11 protein-coding genes are annotated in these 17,074 nt (G+C 72.1%); 7 read left to right on the forward strand and 4 right to left on the reverse strand.

Features of this window, described 5'->3' with window-relative positions; translation table 11 throughout:
* The first annotated feature begins 79 nt into the window (after window positions 1-79).
* From ACH5A8_RS12715 to ACH5A8_RS12725, 3 genes are all read left to right on the forward strand, one after another.
* Window positions 80-1,594, forward strand: a complete 1,515-nt coding sequence (locus ACH5A8_RS12715) for a SulP family inorganic anion transporter (RefSeq protein ID WP_399000969.1) — start codon at window positions 80-82, stop codon at window positions 1,592-1,594.
* 235 nt (window positions 1,595-1,829) lie between these two features.
* Window positions 1,830-2,258, forward strand: a complete 429-nt coding sequence (locus tag ACH5A8_RS12720) for a VOC family protein (RefSeq protein WP_399000971.1) — start codon at window positions 1,830-1,832, stop codon at window positions 2,256-2,258.
* Between the two features lie 177 nt (window positions 2,259-2,435).
* On the forward strand, window positions 2,436-2,645 hold the full coding sequence (locus ACH5A8_RS12725; RefSeq protein WP_399000973.1) for a hypothetical protein: 210 nt from the start codon (window positions 2,436-2,438) through the stop codon (window positions 2,643-2,645).
* Between the two features lie 223 nt (window positions 2,646-2,868).
* Here ACH5A8_RS12725 and fdh read toward each other — a convergent pair whose 3' ends face one another.
* The 3 genes from fdh to ACH5A8_RS12740 form a co-directional block, all read right to left on the reverse strand.
* Window positions 2,869-6,129: a formate dehydrogenase gene (gene fdh, locus ACH5A8_RS12730; RefSeq protein WP_399000975.1), complete on the reverse strand. Its 3,261-nt coding sequence runs from the start codon at window positions 6,127-6,129 to the stop codon at window positions 2,869-2,871.
* 302 nt (window positions 6,130-6,431) lie between these two features.
* Window positions 6,432-8,198: a beta-galactosidase gene (locus ACH5A8_RS12735; protein WP_399000977.1), complete on the reverse strand. Its 1,767-nt coding sequence runs from the start codon at window positions 8,196-8,198 to the stop codon at window positions 6,432-6,434.
* A 249-nt stretch (window positions 8,199-8,447) separates the two neighbouring features.
* Complete coding sequence (locus ACH5A8_RS12740) at window positions 8,448-9,515, reverse strand: substrate-binding domain-containing protein (protein ID WP_399000979.1); 1,068 nt, start codon at window positions 9,513-9,515, stop codon at window positions 8,448-8,450.
* A gap of 324 nt (window positions 9,516-9,839) precedes the next feature.
* Between ACH5A8_RS12740 and ACH5A8_RS12745 the strand changes: the two genes are divergently transcribed.
* Window positions 9,840-11,360, forward strand: coding sequence for a right-handed parallel beta-helix repeat-containing protein (locus ACH5A8_RS12745; RefSeq protein WP_399000981.1), 1,521 nt, complete (start codon window positions 9,840-9,842; stop codon window positions 11,358-11,360).
* Between the two features lie 156 nt (window positions 11,361-11,516).
* On the opposite strand, the gene ACH5A8_RS12750 is transcribed toward ACH5A8_RS12745, so the two are convergent.
* Window positions 11,517-13,496: a DUF2264 domain-containing protein gene (locus ACH5A8_RS12750; protein ID WP_399000983.1), complete on the reverse strand. Its 1,980-nt coding sequence runs from the start codon at window positions 13,494-13,496 to the stop codon at window positions 11,517-11,519.
* 299 nt (window positions 13,497-13,795) lie between these two features.
* On the opposite strand from ACH5A8_RS12750, the gene ACH5A8_RS12755 reads away from it, so the two are divergent.
* Genes ACH5A8_RS12755 through ACH5A8_RS12765 form a run of 3 tightly spaced genes read left to right on the forward strand, consistent with a single transcriptional unit; the run spans window position 13,796 to window position 17,003 of the window.
* Window positions 13,796-15,136 (forward strand): ABC transporter substrate-binding protein, encoded by a 1,341-nt coding sequence (locus ACH5A8_RS12755; protein ID WP_399000985.1) that lies wholly within the window; start codon window positions 13,796-13,798, stop codon window positions 15,134-15,136.
* Entirely contained in the window at window positions 15,133-16,125 is a 993-nt protein-coding gene (locus ACH5A8_RS12760; protein WP_399000987.1) for a carbohydrate ABC transporter permease, read from the forward strand. Before ACH5A8_RS12755 ends, ACH5A8_RS12760 begins: the two co-directional genes overlap by 4 nt.
* Window positions 16,122-17,003: a carbohydrate ABC transporter permease gene (locus ACH5A8_RS12765; protein WP_399000989.1), complete on the forward strand. Its 882-nt coding sequence runs from the start codon at window positions 16,122-16,124 to the stop codon at window positions 17,001-17,003. Before ACH5A8_RS12760 ends, ACH5A8_RS12765 begins: the two co-directional genes overlap by 4 nt.
* Window positions 17,004-17,074 lie beyond the last annotated feature (71 nt).

The raw sequence follows: 17,074 nt of genomic DNA on the forward strand, positions 1-17,074 counted from the left end.
ACGGCCTGCCGCCCGGCATCCCGTGCTCCATCCTCGTGCCCCGCCGCGCCGGTGCGCCCGAATCCGAGGTCGAACACCCTTGCCTGCCTCCGTCTCCTCCTCCCGCCTCGTGCCCGCAGGCCTTCTGCGCGGGCCCGACAGGCCCTCCTGGTTGTCTGCCAAGGTGCTGCGCACCGAGACGCTGGCGGGGCTGGTCGTCGGTCTGGCCCTGATCCCGGAGGCGATCTCCTTCTCCGTCATCGCCGGTGTCGACCCGAAGGTCGGGCTCTACGCCGCCTGCACCATGGCCATGGTGATCGCCTTCGTCGGCGGCCGGCCCGCGATGATCTCCGCGGCCACCGGCGCGGTCGCCCTCGTCGTCGCGCCCGTCGTCCGTGCCCACGGCCTCGGCTATCTCATCGCCACCGTCATCCTGGCCGGCATCTTCCAGGTGATCCTCGGCGCGCTCGGCGTCGCCAAGCTGATGCGGTTCGTGCCGCGCAGCGTCATGGTCGGCTTCGTCAACGCGCTGGGCATCCTGCTGTTCACGGCGCAGATCCCCAATCTGCGGGACGTGCCCTGGGCGGTCTACCCGCTCGTGGCCGCCGGCCTCCTCCTGATGGTCCTGTTCCCGAAGCTGACCCGGGCGGTCCCCGCGCCGCTGGTGGCCATCACGACCCTCACCGTGATCACGGTGGCCGCCGGGATCGCGGTGCCGACCGTCGGCGACAAGGGCAGGCTGCCCTCCTCCCTCCCCGTCCCCGGCCTCCCGGACGTGCCGTTCACCCCGCACACGCTCGCCGTGATCGCCCCGTACGCCTTCGCCGTGGCGCTGGTGGGGATCATGGAGTCGATGATGACCGCGAAACTGGTCGACGAGCTCACCGACACCCACTCGAACAAGGCCCGTGAGGCGATCGGCCAGGGCATCGCCAACATCGTGACCGGCGTCTTCGGCGGCATGGGCGGCTGCGGCATGATCGGCCAGACCATGATCAACGTCAAGAGCGGCGCCCGGACCCGTCTGTCGACCTTCCTCGCCGGGTTCTTCCTGCTCGTCCTGTGCATCGGGCTCGGACCGGTCGTCTCCCGGATCCCCATGGCGGCCCTCGTCGCCGTGATGGTCCTGGTCTCGGTCGGCACCTTCGACTGGCACTCGGTCAAGCCGGCCACGCTCAAGCGGATGCCGGTCGGTGAGACCGCCGTGATGGTGATCACCGTGATCGTCGTGGTGGCCACCGGCAACCTCTCCATCGGCGTCGTGGTCGGCTCCCTCATCGCCATGATCGTCTTCGCCCGGCGCGTCGCCCGCTTCACCGAGGTCACCTCGGTCACCGACCCGGACGGCGCCCAGGTCGTCTACGCCGTGACCGGCCAGCTCTTCTTCGCCTCCTCGAACGACCTGGTCACCCGGTTCGACTACGCCGGCGACCCCGCCGAGGTCGTCATCGACCTCACCGGCACTCACGTCTGGGACGCCTCCTCCGTCGCCGCGCTCGACGCGATCGAGACCAAGTACGCCCAGCGGGGCAAGAGCGTCGAGATCGTCGGCCTGAACGACTCCAGCGCCCGCCTGCACGGCAGGCTCAGCGGCGAACTCGCCGGCGACCACTGACCGGCGGCGCGTCCTTCGGAGCGGCGGGGGCCCGCACGGACACCCGCGTTAAGGGCATCGGCGCCCGGACACCGGGCCGCCGCCTCCGACGATGACGCCCCGCACACCTATGTGGCGCGGGCGACGGAGCCCGCCCCCTGATGCCGACCGTGCGCATCCCGCCCGGCCCCGGCCCCGGTCCCGCGAGCCGGAAAAACAGCGGCGCGGTCCCGAATCCCCTTGGTACGGTGCCCCGATGTCAGCGATCAGGAAGTTCCAGGTCACCTTCGACTGCGCGGAACCCGAGCGTCTCGCCCGCTTCTGGTGCGAGGTGCTGGGGTATGTCGTACCGTCGCCGCCGGAGGGGCGCGCCACCTGGGACGACTACTGGCGTTCGCGGCCGCCGGAGGAGCGGGACGCGTGGTTCGCCTGCGTGGACCCCTCGGGTGCGGGGCCGCGGCTGTACTTCCAGCGCGTCCCCGAAGGCAAGGCCGCCAAGAACCGGGTGCACCTCGATGTGCGGGTCGGCACCGGACTCGTGGGCGAGGAACGCCTCGCCGCACTCGAGGCCGAACGCGCGCGACTGGTCCCGCTCGGCGCGGTACACGTGCGGACGCTGTACGACGGCACCGACTCGTGCATCCCGATGCTGGACATCGAGGGCAACGAGTTCTGCATCGACTGAGCGCACGGGGGCGCAGTCGTCCCGTGCGGAGGCCCGCGCCGCGGCGCGGGCCGGAAAGGCGGGCCCGTGCCCGAGGAAGCCGTCGATGGGACCGGCCGGTCCCGGCCCCGCCCGTCGCCGTGATCGGGACGCCCGCGGCCGACGTGCCCTCCAGTCCCCGTGATCGTTGCAGTAGGTATGCGAAAGACGATCACTTCCGCCGTGCTGGTCCTGGCCGCCGCTGCCCTGGCGGCACCCGCGCACGCCGGCGACGGCGACACCGGCGGCGGCCTCACCTCCGTGGGCGGCAAAGCGGCCTCGTACCTGTGCGCGCTGACCTCGACCGCCGGCACGACCACGGGCACGCCGTACTTCACCTGTTCCGGCAACCCGCCCGTCCATCTGTGAACCCGGGCAGCCCGCTCACGACGACCACGGCCCGCGACGGAGGTCCCCGAGCGGCCGTGCGCGACGGGGCGGGCCCGCCGTCATCGGCCGACGGCGACGATCGGGGCGCGGGCGTTCACGGCGACCGGCGGCCGACGTGTCCTCGTGGACGCCCGACCGCTGCCCGACCGCTCCATGACGCCGTCGCCCCGCCGCGTGCCGACGCCCGCGCCTGGGGTCCTCCTCAGGGCTCGGTGCCGGTGTTCTCGTCGATGCCGGCCCGGATCCGGTAGGCGCGCACCAGCTCGGGCGCGGCCGGTCCCCTCGGGCGGCGGCCCGGCCTGACGTCGACGGCGAACGCCTTGGTCTCCTGGATGTGGGTGTTCGGGTCCAGGGACATGTGCAGCAGCTCGTTCGCGGCGTCGCCGGTCGTGTAGCCGTTCGGGCCCCAGTGATAGGGCAGGCCCACCTGGTGCAGCCGCCGGCCCTGCACATCGAGGGGCGCCATGCGGTCGGTGACCAGCACCCGCGCCTCGACCACCCCGCGCGCGCTGACGATCGTCGCCCAGCCGGTGTGCTCCAGCCCGCGTTCGGCGGCCAGTTCGGGCGACACCTCGCAGAAGAACTCCGGCTGGAGCTCCGCGAGGTACGGCTGCCAGCGGGACATGCCGCCCGCGGTGTGGTGCTCGGTGAGCCGGTAGGTGGTGGCGACGTAGGGGAAGACCTCCGAGCCGGGTTCCGTGCCGCTGGGCTGGTAGCGGTTGTCCGGGTGCGGCGGCAGCAACTGCCGTACCGGATTGCGCTGCTGGGTGTACAACAGGTTCGGGAAGGGCGAGTCCTGCGGCTCGTAGTGGGTGGGCAACGGACCGTCGGTGACGCCGGACGGCACGTACAGCCACGCCTTGCCGTCCGCCTGCATGATGAACGCGTCCGTCCCGGTGAGCGCCTCGGGTCCCTCCGCGTCCGGGGGCGGCTCGTGGTCGGGGGACTTGTCCGCCTTGAAGTCGGGGATGTCGTGGCCGGTCCAGGAGCCCTCGTCCTCGTCCCACCACACCAGGGCCTTGCGCTCGCTCCACGGCCTTCCGTCCGGATCGGCCGAGGCACGGTTGTACAGGATGCGGCGATTGGCGGGCCAGGCCCAGCCCCACTCGTTCGCGACCCAGTTCTGCTGCTCGCCCGGCTTGCGACGCGCCGCCTGGTTGACGCCGTCCGCGTGGACCCCGCAGTAGATCCAGCAGCCGCAGGCCGTCGACCCGTCGTCGCTCAGCTGCTCGTACGAGCTCAGCGGGTTCCCCTCGGCGTCGTGGCCGTTGATCTCGGCGAGGACGGCCTCCGCGTCCGGCTCGACGTGTTCGCCCTTCGTGGGGTAGTCCCAGGTCAGATCCAGCACGGGCCGGTCCATGGGATCGGTGGACGCGGCCAGCTTCTCCCGGATGATCCGGCCGAGGTGGAAGGTGAACCAGAGGTCGCTGCGCGACTCGCCGGGCGGCTGGACGGCCTGGTGGTGCCATTGCAGCAGCCGCTGGGTGTTGGTGAAGCTGCCGTCCTTCTCGGTGTGAGCGGCGGCCGGCAGGAAGAACACCTCGGTGCCGATGTCCTCGGTGCGCAGCTCCCCGGTCTCGATCTCCGGGCCGTCCTTCCACCAGGTCGCCGACTCGATGAGGGAGAAGTCGCGGACGACCAGCCAGTCCAGCGCGGCCATGCCGAGGCGCTGCATCTTGGCGTTGGCCGAGCCGACCGCCGGGTTCTCGCCCATGAGGAAGTAGCCCTTGCAGGTCCCTTCCAACTGGGCCATCACCGTCTCGTAGGTGGAGTGGGAGCCGGTCAGCCGCGGCAGGTAGTCGAAGCAGAAGTCGTTGTCCGAGGTGGCGGCCGGGCCCCAGTAGGCCTTGAGCAGGCTCACCAGGTACGAGCGCATGTTGCCCCAGTAGCCCTTGCGGGCCGCCTCGGCCTCGACGAAGGAGTCCAGGTCCTGCTGCTGGTGGGCGTGCGGCATCGGGATGTACCCGGGCAGCAGGTTGAACAGGGTGGGGATGTCCGTCGACCCCTGGATGGAGGCGTGGCCGCGCAGGGCGAGGATGCCGCCGCCCGGCCGGCCGATGTTCCCCAGCAGGCTCTGCAGCACGCTCGCCGCCCGGATGTACTGCACGCCCACCGTGTGCTGGGTCCAGCCGACGGCGTAGGCGAACGCCGTCGTCCGGTCCCGTCCGGAGTTCTCCGTGACCAGTTCGCACACCTGGCGGAACAGGTCCCGCGGCACGCCGCAGACCTCCTCGACCACCTCGGGTGTGTAGCGGGCGTAGTGCCGCTTGAGCACCTGGAACACACACCGCGGGTGGGTCAGCGTCTCGTCCCGTTCGGGTTCGCCCCGGCCGATGTCGGCGCCGCCCGAGCCGTGGGCCTCGCCGCGGGCCGCCTCCGTCACGGTGCTGCCGCCCTTGGTGCGCTTGTCGTACTCCAGGTCGCGCTCGCCCGAGGCGGCCTGCATCTCGGTGCCCTCGTACTGCCAGGAGCTGTTGTCGTAGCTGCGGCTGTCGGTGTCGAGGCCGGAGAAGACGCCGTCGAGGTCCTCGGTGTCGCGGAAGTCCTCCCGGAGGATCATAGGACCGTTGGTATAGGCCACCACGTAGTCACGGAAGTACTTGTCAGCGCTCAGGACGTGGTTGATGACGCCGCCGAGGAAGGCGATGTCCGAGCCCGCGCGCAGCGGCACGTGCACGTCGGCCAGCGCGCTGGTCCTGGTGAACCGCGGGTCGATGTGGATCACCTTCGCGCCGCGGGCCTTGGCCTCCATCACCCACTGGAACCCGACCGGATGGCACTCGGCCATGTTCGAGCCCTGGATGACGATGCAGTCCGAGTTCTGCAGGTCCTGCTGGAAGGTGGTCGCGCCGCCGCGGCCGAACGAGGTTCCCAGACCGGGAACGGTGGAAGAGTGTCAAACACGTGCCTGATTCTCGATCTGCACCGCTCCCAGCGCGGTGAACAGCTTTTTGATCAGGTAGTTCTCCTCGTTGTCCAGCGTGGCCCCGCCCAGACTGGCGATGCCGAGCGTGCGCCGCGTCCGGGTCTGGTCGACCTCCCACTGCCAGCCGGCCCGCCGGGCCTTGATCACCCGGTCGGCGATCATGTCCATCGCGGTGTGCAGATCGAGCCGCTCCCACTCGGCGCCGTACGGCCGCCGGTAGAGCACGTGGTGCTCACGCGCGCCGCCCGTGGTGAGCTGCAGGCTCGCCGAGCCCTTCGGGCACAGCCGGCCGCGGGAGACGGGGGAGTCGGGGTCGCCCTCGATCTGGGTGACGCGGCCCTCCTCGACGTAGATGTTCTGGCCGCAGCCCACCGCGCAGTACGGGCAGACGGACTTGACCACCCGGTCGGCGGAGGCCACCCGGGGGGTGAGCCGTGAGCTGGGCCCGCTCTTGGCTGCGGCGCCGCGGCCCAGGGGGTCGGTGCCCTTGAGCTGTCGGTAGACCGGCCAGGAGTCGATCCACGTGCGTACGCCCATCACCTCTGCCTTCCCCGATGCGCTCGCTGAACGCAGCCGCGGGTACCCCGCTGCGGTCCGCTCACTCCGCCCGTCGCGGTCTTGTCGTCCCGAGCCGCATTCTGGCGCAGCCGCGCGGGCGCGGCATCCGGGACGCGTCGTCGCGCGCGGCCGAACGCCTGTGCACGGCGGCACAGCCGAGGACGACGGGACCACCGTGCCGGGCGAGGTGGGGGTGACCGTGCCCGCACGGCGTCCGCGCGCCTGTCACGACGACGGCCTCGGCCAGGCCGACCGGATGGGACCGGAGCCCCACCTCTCCTTCAGCCCAGTTCCGGGGTGCGGCGCAGTTCCGCGGCGGGCTCCTGGGCGCCGTCCAGTTCCAGGACGACGATCTCGTTGCGGCCCGGCCGCAGCAGCGGCCACGGCAGGTACAGCGTGCGCTGGGGGCCCCGATCCTGCCAGTGACGCCCCAGGCAGAAGCCGTTGACCCACAGGTAGCCCTTGCGCAGACCGGGCAGCGCCACGTATGCGTCGCCCGGTTCGGCCACGTCGAGGAACCCCCGGTGGAAGACGGGTCCGGCACCGCTGTCGGCCCCGGCGCCCCAGGGCAGTCCCTGGGGTGTGCCGTGGCCGAGTTCCACGGCCCGCGCCGTCCAGCCGTGCAGCACCTGCTGGGTGTGCAGCACCCGGCGGACGCCCTTGCGGTCGACGGGGCCGCTGCCGTAGTTCACGCGGCCCATCGACTCCACGAGCAGTTCCAGGCGCGCGTGCGTCCCGGGGACGGAGAGGCCGGGCAGCGACTCGACGGCGTCCCGCTCCAGCACGCCCGCCGGGCGCCCGTCGACGAAGACATGGGCACGGTCGCCGAGTCCGTGCACGGACAGCGGGTACGGTTCGCGGGGCCCGGGGATGCGGGTGCCGTACAGCACCAGCCCGTGGCCGATGCCCAGTTCCTCGAAGGACGGCGGCTGCGGCGCCCGTACCTCCTCGGCCGCGAGACGGTCGAGGACGTCGAAGAGCCGCACCGACTCGGTCAGCGCCACCCGCCCGGGCGGCAGCAGCGGTGCGGCGGGCGGCGGTTCGGGCAGCGGTCCGCCGGCGTACGGCGCCAGCACCTCGCGGAACCGCTCGAACTTCTCGGTGACGGCGCCCCGTTCGTCGATCGGCGCGTCGTAGTCGTACGAGGTGACCGTCGGCAGGTAGCCCTCACCGGTGGCGGGGTCCTTGGTGTTGGCGCCCGCCCAGGTGGAGAAGTTGGTGCCGCCGTGCGCCATGTAGAGGTTCACCGAGCCGCCGGCGCCGAGCGTCTCCGCCAGCGCTTCGGCGGCCTCCCGGGCGTCGCGGACCGTGTGCTCGGTGCCCCAGTGGTCGAACCAGCCGCACCAGAACTCCGCGCACATCGGCGGGTCCTGCGGCCGCAGCCGCGCCAGGCGGTCGAAGGCCTGCGTGGCGCGGCTGCCGAAGTTGACGGTGGCCAGGTGCGCGGGGAGCGTACCGCCGGTCAGGAAGAAGTCCTCCGGTCCGTCCGAGGTGAACAGCGGCACGTCGACGCCCCGTGCCCGCAGCCCGTCCGCCAGGTGTTCCAGGTAGCCGGTGTCCGTCCCGTAGGAGCCGTATTCGTTCTCCACCTGCATCATCAGCACGTTGCCGCCCCGGGACGCCTGGTGCGGCACCAGGAGCGGGATCAGTTCGTCGTACCAGCGGTCGACGTGCGCGAGATAGGCCGGATCCTGACAGCGCAGCGCGCGCACCTCGGGATCGGCCAGCAGCCACCAGGGCAGGCCGCCGTTCTCCCACTCGGCGCAGATGTAGGGCGACGGGCGGACGATCGCGTGCAGTCCGGCGTCGCGGGTGGCGCGCAGGAAGGCGTCCAGATCGGCCGGCCCGTCGAAGTCGTACCGGCCCGGACGTGGCTCGTGCAGGTTCCACGGCACGTACGTCTCCACGGTGTTCAGGCCCAGCGCACGCAACATCCGCAACCGGTGCGGCCATTGCTCGGGCAGCACCCGAAAGTAGTGCAGGGCGCCGGAGAGCAGGCGCATGGGACGCCCGTCGAGAGTGAAGCCCTCGGGGGACACCTGGAACATGAGGTTCTCCGTGACGTGTCGGGCGGCCCGGTGGACCCGGGTCCGGCTGGGGAGGACGGGACGGGAACGGGAACGGGCTCGGGCGGACCTTGGCGGGACGGAGCCGGGCCGGGACGGGGAACGAGACCGAGGCGGTGCGATCGCCGCCGCCGTCACCGGCGTGTATGTGTCGTGTGGCGCGCGGAACCGCCGGTCTCGGTGCGGCTCACGCGGTGCGGCGGGGCGCCGTCCGGCTGCGGCGCACGCGCCTCAGGCGGACGCCGCCCCGCCGCACGAGGCGCGCACCTTCAGCTCGGGGAGCAGTTCGAGGCGGTGGACCGGCAGGGAGTGCCCGTGCCGCAGCCGGCGCAGGAGAAGGTCGACGGCGGCGGAGCCGACGGCCCGCTTGGGCGGGGCGACGGCGGTCAGCGGCGGTGCGCCGAGCGCCGCGAAGACGTCGTCGTAACTGATCAGCGCCAGGTCCTCGGGCACGGACAGGCCCCGCGCGCGCAACAGCGCCGGAAGCTGGATGGCGTCCTGGTCGTTGTGCACGAGTGCCGCCCGCACCCCGTTCCCGACGGCGTCGGCGAGTCGCCGGGCCACCGCCTCGGGAGCCGTGGCGGGATCCTCGACGTCGATCACCGGCTGCGGCGTCAGTCCGAGCGCCTCGCACGCCTCGGTGTAGCCGCTGCGCACCTTCATCGCCGTCCAGGTGTCGCAGCGGGCGGCGAGGACGACGCTGTCGTGGCCGAGCGCGGCCAGATGACGCAGGGCGAGCAGCACGCCGTGGTGGTGGTCGGAGCTGACGGAGTCGAGTTCCACGGCGGGGTCGCCGGCCGCGGCCCTGCGCTCCACCAGCACGGTCGGCACCGGCAGATCGTGCACCCAGAGCCGGTCCTCGGGTTCGTTCCCGGTCATCCAGTTGGGGGTGAGCATCAGCCCCTCGGCCCCCGACTTGAGCAGTTGTTCCGCCTGGGCCCGGTCGGCCCCGGGCGTGTAGGAGGAGATGCCGAGCACCAGATGCGCCCCGGCGTCGGCGGCCGCGGCGCGCGCCCCGGCGATCACCTCGTCGAAGTACTGGCTGACGGTGTGGCTCACCGTGGGCACGATCAGCCCCATGGTGCGGGCGTCCGCCGGGGCGGCGGCGCCCGTCTCGGGCCGGGAGACGGAACCGTGGGAGCGGCGGACGAGGCCGGTCTCGGCTAGGGCCGCGACGTCCCGGCGCACGGTGACCGTCGGAAGGTCCAGACGGTCCGCGAGGTCGGTCACCCGCACCGTGCCGAGCTTCCGCACGATCTCGAGGATCCGCGTCCTGCGCTCGTCAGCGGCGATCGACATGACGGTCCCTTCCTGGCCGGTCCGACTCGCCCCCGACTTTATCATTCGATACGTCGTTGATCTACTGCTCAGCAGTCGACCGACTCCGGCCCGCGCGGACGCCCGACCTCGGTGTCGGCCTCGAAACCCCTGGTGGGACAAGGTGTTTGGGGTGGGCGCAGCGCACATGGCGCCGACCCTCGCCCGGCGCGAGGACCGGAGATCACGCCTCCTCAGTCGAGCCTCTTCTGATCGGAATTCGATCGAATAGTTCATATGTGTTGACGTGATGGATCGCCGATCCTAGCTTCTGGCCTCCCGAACCCCGCGCAGAAGGGCACCGCCATGACCGACCGCAGGAGAGCCGGGACGCGGGCCACCGCCCTGGCCGCCGCAGCGGTGGCCGCGATCACCGCCTTCACCGGCACCCCGGCCGCCGCGCTCACCACCGCCACGGCCGCTCCCGGCTCGCCCGTCACCGTCCACCTGGACTGCTCACGCCCGCACAACGGCACCGGCTCCGCGGACGAGCCGTACAACGACCTGGCCTCCGTGAACGCCCTGACGTTCCGGCCCGGTGACACGCTGGCCCTGGCCTCCGGCATGACCTGCCACGGCACGCTCGCGCCGAAGGGCAGCGGCACCGCCGCCGCACCCGTCCTGATCGTCCCCTACGGCCCCGGCGCCGCCCCGGTCGTCGACGCGGACGGCGCCGAGAACGCGCTGCGTCTGACCGACCAGGACCACTGGACCGTCAAGGCGATCGAACTGACCGATCCGGCCGCCGACACGGCCCAGCGCCAGGGACTGCTGATCGAGTCCACGGACGGCCGGACGCACTCCGGGTTCGACATCGACGGGCTCATCGTCGACAGGGTCGCCGGCCAGACCGACAAGGCCGCCCACGCCACCGCCTTCTCCCTGTCCGCCTGCATCCGCACCGGCGCGTCCGGCGCCGGCTCCCTGCTCAGTGACGTCCACGTCCACAACACCCGCGTCAGCGACTGCGGCGGCGGCGGGATCAAGGTCCGCACCGGCACCGTCAACACCCGTCTCGGCCAGAACGTCCACGTCGACCACAACACCGTCAGCGAGGTCGGCGGCGACGGCATCATCGTCTCCTACGCCGAGTCCCCGCTGATCGAGTACAACACGGCCGCCGACCTCGGCACCGGCGCCTACCCGTGGACGGGCGGCAACTTCGCCGGGATCTGGGTGCTCGGCGACCACGACGCGGTCATCCAGAAGAACGTCGTCCACGGCAGTGTCATGTCCGCCTACGACAGCGAGGCCTTCGACTGCGACTGGGGCAACACCGGCACCTGCACGGTGCAGTACAACCTCAGCCGGGACAACGCCGGCGGTCTCTTCCTCGACTGCGACGGCTGCGGCACCGTCGGCGGGGCCACCGAGGTGGTGCGCTACAACATCTCGCAGAACGACTGCCGGATGGTCGGCGCCGGCGGCGGGCGCTCGGCCCTGCGCTTCTACGGCAACGTCGTCCACTGCCCCGGCAGGAAGCTCGACGTCACCGTCCCCGCGAACTCGCTGCTGGAGAACAACATCTGGGTGGCCCGCGAGGATTCACGGCTGCCCACGGGAGCCGGCGTCTCCTGGCAGTGGAACGTCTTCCAGGGCGTACCGCGGCCCACCGCCAACGGCATCGTGGGCGACCCGCTGTTCGTGGCTCCGGGGACGGGCGGCGACACCCTCGACTCGGCCGTCGGCTACCGGCTGAGGGCGACCTCGCCGGCGCTGGGCAACGGTGGTGTCGTCGCGGACAACGGCGGACGCGACTACTGGGGCGCCCCGGTCTCCGCCACCGCCAAGCCGAACCGCGGGGCGGACAACGGACCCGGCCTGTAAGGCTCCGGCACGGCCGCGGGCCCGTCGGCCGCCGGTCCGTCGGTCGACGGGCCGCCGGTCCGTCGGGCGCCGGTCCACCGGATGCCTGTCCGCGCCTTCCTCCGCTCGGACCCGCCGGTCCGGGAGGCGCCGAGCGGAGGGAGCCGGACCGGCCCGTCAGCTGTCGCCCCGCCCGTCAGTGTCGTCCCGCGTGACGGCCACGGCACCCGAGCGGATCAGCGCCTCGCACCGGCCGCCGTCGGGCCACTGCACGAGCAGCCGGTGCCCGGTCGCCGAGCGCCGCACCGTGACGCCGACGTGGGTCCCTTCGGCGACGCCGGCGTCGGGCCGCTCGGCGCCGCCGGCGTCGGCGCCGCTCAGCCGCAGCACGGAGACGAACAGGCACTCCGCCGCCGTGACCGTGCCGGTCAGGGCGGGGAACGCGGCCGCGGGCCCGAACGCGGTGCCGTCCTCCGGCGTCATGACCGTCGCGTCGGTGAAACCGTGCAGGGCGACCGCCTCGGAGACCAGCGGCCGCCCGGTGACCCGCACCCGCGCCGAGGCGTCGGTCACCGACGTCCGGACCGCGTCGCCGGCCGCGGCCCACCCGGTGTGGCGCACCGTGGCTCCCACGGTGGCCCCCGTGACCAGGTGCGCGTGGACCTCCTGCGCGCCGGCGGCGAACACCAGCGAGGTGACGCGGACACCGGGCAGTTCGACGCCGCCGGCCCGGGGCCGGTGGGCCGAGGCCGCCCAGTTCTCTCCGGTGCCCAGCGGCGTGATCCGGCCGCGCTCGCTCGCCTCGCCGTCGACCACCAGCGCGAAGTGGTTGTCGGCCGTTTCCGCGAAGGCCGGTGCGGTGGCGGTGGAGTACGCCAGACGCGCGTACAGCGGATCGTCCGCCAGGACCTCGTCCTCGGGCTGGTTGTCGCTGCCGTGGTTGTGGACGCGTACGAGCCCGTCCGCCGCGGTGGACTGCACCAGCCAGCCCGGACCGGCCAACGGGAGTACGGAGTCGGCGCGTTCGGCGGGCGCGGGCTCCTCCGCCTCGGTCCACACCGGATGCCCGGGCGGCAGCAGCAGACCGAGGAAACCCTTGCTCGCCCAGTAGGGCGAGGCGGGCCCCGAGTACGACTGCACCAACGGCGGGCAGGGGCCGAACCAGCCGAGCGTGAGCAGGCCGTCGGCACGCACCTCCTCGCGGTCGAGGAAGTAGCGCAGGGTGCCGGAGGCGAGCCGTCGGGTGGCGCCCGGAGCGAGCGGGCCGCGGCCGGTCAGAGCGCCGGCCCACAGCGCGGTGGTGGAGGCGAACCGGTAGGTGAGGGAACGCCCTTGGTGCAGCGGCGCGCCGTCGCCGCCGAAGGTGCGCGTGTACTGCTCCAGGTGGTCCGCGAGGCGGGTGCCGTAGCGGTCCAGCGCCCGCGCGTCGTCGGACAGGTGGGCGTGGAGGACGGGGTAGAGGTGGAAGGCCCATCCGTTGTAGTGGTCGAACGCGCGCGGGCGGCCGTCCGTGTACCAGCCGTCACCCGTGTACCACCGCTCGATCCTGTCCAGTCCCCGGCGCACGGCCTCCTCGGCGGCCCTCACGTGGTGGCCCGTCTCGGCGAGGAAACCGCCGACGGTGACCTGGAACAGCCACCAGTTGTTGTCGACGGGGGTGTGACGCAGCGCGCCGGCGAGCCAGTCGGCGGCCCGCTCGCGGGTCCGCGGGGACAGGCCGTCCCACAGCCAGGGCCGGGTCAGACGGAGGGCGAGCGCGATCGAGGCCGCCTCCACCATGGCCTGTCCGCGGTCGGTGACGGCCGGCCAGGAGACCGGGTCACGGTCGGTCACCTCCCGCAGCGCCGTGGGGGAACGCGTGCCCGCCTCCAGCCCTTCGGCGTACCGGTCGAGCAGACCCGGCGGATCCTGACCGTCGGCGCCCGCGACCCGGAAGGCGGCCATCAGGAACGTACGGGCGTAGCCCTCCAGGCCGTCCGAGCGGGGACCGGACCGGCTCGGGCGCGGGCCGGGCAGGTTGATCAGGGCGTGGTGCGGGCCAGCGTGCCGCAGCGCCGCGGTGAGCAGCCCGTCCGCGGCCGCCTCCCAGTGGGCGCGCCCCCAGCCGGTGTACGCGCTGAGCGAGCGGTCCTCGGGCGGGAAGGGGATGCGCGACATGGCGGCGGCTCCTTGCTCAGGGGATCCCGAATCTAGGAGCCGTCAGATCGTTCGTCAATACGACCGATCGAATGATACGGATCAGTGGCGGGAGGGGAGAACATTACTGGGCGAATGCAGAAGATACGCCGCCGTCGCTCTGATCGGATGCGATCGTTCGATCCAACAGTGTTGACTTCGACCTGAGGTACTCCCAAGATGTGGGCCAGCCGGTGCCCCATGGCCTCGGCGTCCGGCCGACCTCCTCGCCGGCGCCTCACCGGGCACATCCGACCGTCCCGTTCCTCAGGAGCCGAGCCATGTCCGCTGCCCCCGCCCGTAGTCGCACAACCCTGCGTGCCGCCGCCGCGCTCACCGCGGCCGCCCTCTCCGCCACCCTCCTCGCCGCCTGCGGCAGCGACGGCAAGGACACGTCGACGGGCTCGGACAAGCCCGTCGACATCACGTTCTGGGGCTGGGCCAAGGGCACGAGACAAGTGGTGGACGCCTTCAACGCCTCCCACAAGAACGTCCACGTCAGCTACGAGGAGATCCCCTCCGGCGCGGCCGGCGGCTACGCCAAGCTGTCCAACGCGGCCAAGGCCGGCAACGCCCCCGACGTGTTCAACGTCGAGTACCCGCAGCTGCCGGACTTCGTCAGCCAGGGCGCCGTACAGGACATCAGCAAGTACGTCGACGCCGATCTGAAGGCCGAGTACCTCCCGCAGGCCGTGCGGTTGACCACCCTCGGCGGCGCCACGTACGCGCTGCCGTTGGACGCCGCACCGCAGGTCTTCTACTACCGCAAGGACCTGTTCGCCAAGGCCGGCATCACGGCGGCCCCCACCACCTGGGAGGAGTTCCGCGCCGACGCCGTGAAGCTGAGGCAGGCGGATCCCGGAAGCCGTATCGCCACCTTCTTCCCCGACGACCCGACCACCTTCGAGGCGATGGCCTGGCAGGCCGGCGCCCAGTGGTTCGGCACCTCCGGCGACACCTGGCAGGTGGACCTGGACGGCCCCAAGACCGAGAAGGCCGCCGACTACTGGCAGAAGATGATCGACGACGACCTGGTCCGGGTCGAACCGTCGTTCAGCCAGCAGTGGACCGCCTCGCTGCAGAAGGGCCGGACCGCCGGCTACCTCGGCGCCTCCTGGAGCGGCGGCGTGCTCAAGGGCACCCTGCCCGAGGACCAGGCCGGGAAGTGGGCCGTCGCCCCGCTGCCCTCCTGGAACGGCGCCGCCAGCGGCATGCTCGGCGGCACCACCTTCGCCGTCTCCAAGGACAGCGACAAGGCGGAGGCCGCCGTCGAGTTCGCCACCTGGGCCACGACCACCTCGAAGGGCATCCAGGCCCGGATCTCCTCCGGCGACTCCTCCACCTACCCGGCCGACCCGGACCTGGTGCCGGTCGCCGCGAAGGCGTTCAAGGCCGAGTTCTACGGCGGGCAGGACGTCTACGCCGTCTACCAGGGGGCCGCGCGCACCATCGGACAGAAGTGGACCTGGGGCCCGGCGATGGGCGTCACCAACAACTCCCTCAAGGACTCCTTCGGCAAGCTCGCCGACCACTCCGGCACCCTCGCCCAGGCACTCGCCGCCGCGCAGAAGGACACCGTCACCGAACTGAAGAACCGCGGCCTGAAGGTCTCCGCACGGTGACTCCGACCTCTCCGGCGGCCACCCGCCCGGCCGACGTGGACACCGCACCCTCCCGGACCGCCGCCGCCCCGCGACGGCGGAGGCGGTACGGGGCGCCCGCCGTGCTGCTCACCCCGTTCTTCGTCCTGTTCACCGGCGCCACCCTGATACCGATCGGCTACGCCGTCCACCTCAGCCTCTACGCCGAACACCGCTCCGGTCTCGGCTTCGGCGGCAGCGAGACCGTCTTCACCGGACTCGGCAACTACACCAGGGCGCTGGGCGACGCCGCCTTCCGCGGCGGTTTCGTCAACCTCGCCGAGTACTGCCTGCTCTATATCCCGCTCATGATCGGCCTCGCCCTGGTGCTGGCCCTGCTGCTGGACTCCGCCCTGGTCAGGGCCCGCCGCTTCTTCCAGCTCGCCCTGTTCCTGCCGCACGCGGTGCCCGGCACCATCGCCGCCCTGATCTGGGTGTACCTCTACACGCCCGGCATCAGCCCGGTGATCGGAGCGCTCGACTCGATCGGCGCCCAGGCCGACCTGCTGGGCCATCCGCTGGCGGCCGTGGTCAACATGGCGGTGTGGGAGTGGACCGGCTACAACATGGTCATCTTCTTCGCCGCGCTCCAGGCCGTCCCGCGCGAGGTGCTGGAGGCCGCCGTCGTCGACGGCGCCGGGCCGCTGCGCACCGCGCTCAGCATCAAGGTCCCCCTGATCCGCTCCTCGCTCGCGGTCGTGGGCCTGTTCACCGTCATCGGCTCGCTCCAGCTGTTCACCGAGCCGATGATCCTGCACGGCACCACACCCAGCGTCGTCTCGGCCTGGTCCCCCAACATGTACGCCTACACCGCGGCCTTCGAGCGGCACGACTACGGACTCGCGGCCGCCTCCTCCGTGCTGCTCGCGCTGGCCGCCGCCGTGCTCTCCTTCGTCGTCACCCGGGCCACCCGCGGCCGGGGCGAGGGCCGGAAGGGCCGGACCGCGCACCGAACGGAGAGCGCCGCATGAGCACCGCCACCGCACGCCCCGGCTCCCGCCGCACCGCGGGCCGCCCCTGGTCGCTGTCCAAGGCCGCCGTCAACGGCGTCCTGGTGCTGGCCACCGCCTACACCCTGCTGCCGCTGGGCTGGCTGCTGACCGCCGCCGCCAAGAACACCGGCGACCTGCTCGGCGGCCGCACCCTGACCCCCTCCACCTGGCACCTCGGCGCCAACCTGCACGCCCTGTTCACCGCCGGCGACGGCATCTACGTCCGCTGGTACGTCAACTCCCTGCTGTACGCCGGGATCGGCGCCGTGCTGTGCGCGCTGGTGTGCGTCTGCGCCGGGTACGCCTTCCACGTCTACAGCTTCCCCGGCAAGGAGCAGCTCTTCGGCCTGGTGCTGCTCGGCGTGCTGGTGCCCACCACCGCGCTCGCCCTGCCCATGTATCTGCTGGCCTCGAAGCTGGGCGTCGTCAACACCTTCTGGGCCGTCTTCGTGCCCAGCCTCGTCAACCCCTTCGGGGTCTACCTGGCCCGGGTCTTCTGCGCCGGATACGTGCCCGGCGAGGTGCTGGAGGCCGCCCGCATCGACGGCGCCGGCGAGCTGCGGACCTTCTGGTCGGTGGGCCTGCCGATGGTCATGCCCGGCTTCGTCACCGTCTTCCTGTTCCAGTTCACCGCCATCTGGAACAACTTCTTCCTCCCTCTGGTGATGCTGTCCGACAACCGCCTTTTCCCCCTCAGTCTCGGCCTGTACAGCTGGAACACCCAGACCCACGCCTTTCCCGAGTACTACCCGCTGGTCGTCACCGGCTCCCTGCTCGGCATCGTCCCGCTGGTCGTCGCCTTCGTCGCGCTGCAACGCCACTGGAAGGCCGGCCTCACCGCAGGGAGCGTGAAGTGACGTCCGCCCCTGCCGCACCCGCACCGGAGAACCGAGTGTCCAACCCCCCGACCGCCCCCGCCGCGCAGCCG

This window comes from Streptomyces sp. NPDC018610, from assembly GCF_044391765.1.
Classification (GTDB): domain Bacteria; phylum Actinomycetota; class Actinomycetes; order Streptomycetales; family Streptomycetaceae; genus Streptomyces.

What these genes read in the sequence shown, in the direction of transcription:
- ACH5A8_RS12720 (WP_399000971.1), top strand. Translation starts at nt 1,830, where the DNA reads ATGTCAGCGATCAGGAAGTTCCAGGTCACCTTCGACTGCGCGGAACCC.
- ACH5A8_RS12725 (WP_399000973.1), top strand. Translation starts at nt 2,436, where the DNA reads ATGCGAAAGACGATCACTTCCGCCGTGCTGGTCCTGGCCGCCGCTGCC.
- ACH5A8_RS12735 (WP_399000977.1), bottom strand. Translation starts at nt 8,198, where the DNA reads ATGTTCCAGGTGTCCCCCGAGGGCTTCACTCTCGACGGGCGTCCCATG.
- ACH5A8_RS12740 (WP_399000979.1), bottom strand. Translation starts at nt 9,515, where the DNA reads ATGTCGATCGCCGCTGACGAGCGCAGGACGCGGATCCTCGAGATCGTG.
- ACH5A8_RS12745 (WP_399000981.1), top strand. Translation starts at nt 9,840, where the DNA reads ATGACCGACCGCAGGAGAGCCGGGACGCGGGCCACCGCCCTGGCCGCC.
- ACH5A8_RS12750 (WP_399000983.1), bottom strand. Translation starts at nt 13,496, where the DNA reads ATGTCGCGCATCCCCTTCCCGCCCGAGGACCGCTCGCTCAGCGCGTAC.
- ACH5A8_RS12755 (WP_399000985.1), top strand. Translation starts at nt 13,796, where the DNA reads ATGTCCGCTGCCCCCGCCCGTAGTCGCACAACCCTGCGTGCCGCCGCC.
- ACH5A8_RS12765 (WP_399000989.1), top strand. Translation starts at nt 16,122, where the DNA reads ATGAGCACCGCCACCGCACGCCCCGGCTCCCGCCGCACCGCGGGCCGC.